This window comes from Stenotrophomonas maltophilia group sp. RNC7 (assembly GCF_030910085.1).
GTDB lineage: Bacteria > Pseudomonadota > Gammaproteobacteria > Xanthomonadales > Xanthomonadaceae > Stenotrophomonas > Stenotrophomonas sepilia.
This window is the reverse complement of sequence record NZ_JAVFVN010000845.1, coordinates 1-2,341: the sequence shown is the minus strand read 5'-3', so window position 1 is coordinate 2,341 and position 2,341 is coordinate 1. Positions and strand designations below refer to the sequence as shown.

Below are 2,341 nucleotides of genomic sequence, written 5' to 3'. Positions count from 1 at the left end.
GGGCCACACGGGCACGAACCGCAAACAGAGAGCGGTATATCAATCAGGCTCCATGACCCCAGTAAGTTAATGAGATTAGTAAGACAACACAATTTATATGATGAATACTTTAATACATTACGTGTGGACCAAAATTTTTTTAAAGACGTAAATAGAAGTGATGAAAAGTCTAAAATCCATGATAGACTATATCCATTAATTAGTTACATTTTAAGTGGGGATTATGATGTATTTAACATAATTTGTATAGTGGATTCATTAATGGATTTAAAAGCACACAGATTATTTAAAGGAAATTACTTATTGGACTATTTAGAAGACCTATCACAACTTTATTCAATTCATGCTGAAGGCAACAATATTTATGGCAGGATGATAAAAGATGATAAAATAATTAAAGAAGAAACAAAACTACGAAGAAAAATAAGAGATGAGTATAAAAAGTTAAATTTATAATTTAAGAAAAAGTGGTGCTTACATCTACATATAAACACTTTCTATCTAAAAATTTAAATGAATTTTTCTGAATTTATTGTTTGTTAATTAACTATTCAGTATAATGGAACTAAATATTATTTATTTCTTTTTTATTTAACTTTAAACAAAAGCGTTCTTTAGGAGCGACGAGCTTAACAAAGCATGTCTTCCTTTGAACGCTTTTTTTGTGTTTAAAAGGTTTGTGGTTTCACAATAAAATTAAGGGGGAATTAATGTGAATTCATTGGCTATTTTAAAAGAAGAAAAGGAACTTAAAGAAAGAGCATCAGGACAAAGAGAAAAAATATTATTAAAATTACGCGAAAATGGTTGTAAAGGAGTTACAAATGTATATTTTTATAAACATGTAACACGTAGCCTTGGTGCAAGATTAAGTGAACTAAATGAAAGAGGATATGGGATTCAAACCAAAAATTTAGGCCATGGAGTTTATAAGTACGTACTGATAAGTGAACCTTTAACTCCTGGAGTAAGATTTGAAAGAGCCGAAGATATTTTGATGAGAGAAATTGAAGAAAGAAAGTTTGTTACAGCTAGTGAAATAAAATCAATATTACAACAAAATGGTTTTATAATTAGTCGCAAGGGAGGAAGTAAAAAACTCAGAAATTAGCAAAAAGAGAAAAACAAGGGGGTTACCCTTATTTTTCTCTTTTTTATTTCGATTTTTCATATATTTTATATATCTAGAAAAACACATAAATAAACAAGCATTAATTAACGCATCAGTGACTGTTATAAATTGCAGTATAGCAATATTAATCACTTAAGCTATCATAGCAGTTACTAATATTTCATAAAAAAATAACCAGTACGAGTAATATATATTCCTCACTTCTGATCAATTCCTTACAAGTATGCTGGGTTAGATGAGGTAATCCAACTTTCTATACCTTTTGCATATTCCACATTAATTTCTACTAATTCACAAAAAACAGGTGATATTAGAACTAAAACATTATTTTTGTTCAACTTATTAACAACCAAAAAACTTGTAAGAAACAAATTAGATACTGCTGCATCCACATTCTTCTTTTCTCGGTTCTTGAAATGTATTGAAGTATTCATCCTTCTTGGAATTACTTTCGATTTTGTAATTCCAAAACACTTGGAACATCGTATAAGGGCAGGATTTTTACTTGGATGGGGAATTTTCTATGTCTTCTAACAGTTTCGCTAAACCTTCCGCTTTTCTAATTGCATTTCTCATTCTATCATAGTAATCATTATCAAGTTTCTTCAAAAATTCCGCCATTTCAGCCTCAGTTAATGGCATTTCAAATTGGTCCTGATAGTTCGTTTCAATTGCTTGATTAATCGGTTGAGAGCTGTAGGGTACAAAATATTGTTGCAATTTCGCATATGCTGATACACATCCCATTAATATATGGTTTAACTCTGGTATGGAGTAGTCACTTTTAAGTTTATTAAACCAATTTACACATAGCACTGAATTTTCTTTCGTATATCCCTCTTCATTGTTTAAACGATCAATAGATATTACATTAGGATTAGCGATATTCGGTATTATAGTTTCGGAAAAATCAAAAGCTTGCCCTGTCCACCAGCACCTATAATCTTGCTTAAAAAGTTGCTCATGTATCCAGTTTGCATCTAAATTATAAGAACGGTTATTAATTTTAGCACGCTCTTGTGCGCCCTTTAAAGAAACATTAATCATTCGATGACATTGAATACAACTACTCCCATTCATATAGTCTATAGTGTTAGGAAATGATTGTTTACAGTGCTTGCATAATTTATCCCTTATCATTTTTATTCACCTCATAAAAATTATAAAAACATGATATATTGTAAATATTTTTCCATATTTACAATATAT

3 protein-coding genes are annotated in these 2,341 nt (G+C 29.8%); 2 read left to right on the top strand and 1 reads right to left on the bottom strand.

Going from position 1 to position 2,341, the window contains the following annotated elements:
- Positions 1 to 456 (top strand): hypothetical protein (locus RCF13_RS20210; protein ID WP_308141514.1); only part of this gene is annotated, 456 nt, incomplete at its 5' end.
- Positions 457 to 712: 256 nt separating this feature from the next.
- The gene (locus RCF13_RS20205) at positions 713 to 1,111 is read left to right on the top strand and encodes a hypothetical protein (RefSeq protein ID WP_308141513.1); all 399 of its coding nucleotides are present in this window, start codon (positions 713 to 715) and stop codon (positions 1,109 to 1,111) included.
- Positions 1,112 to 1,633: 522 nt separating this feature from the next.
- On the opposite strand, the gene RCF13_RS20200 is transcribed toward RCF13_RS20205, so the two are convergent.
- Positions 1,634 to 2,179, bottom strand: coding sequence for a hypothetical protein (locus tag RCF13_RS20200; RefSeq protein ID WP_308141512.1), 546 nt, complete (start codon positions 2,177 to 2,179; stop codon positions 1,634 to 1,636).
- Between the last annotated feature and the right edge of the window lie 162 nt (positions 2,180 to 2,341).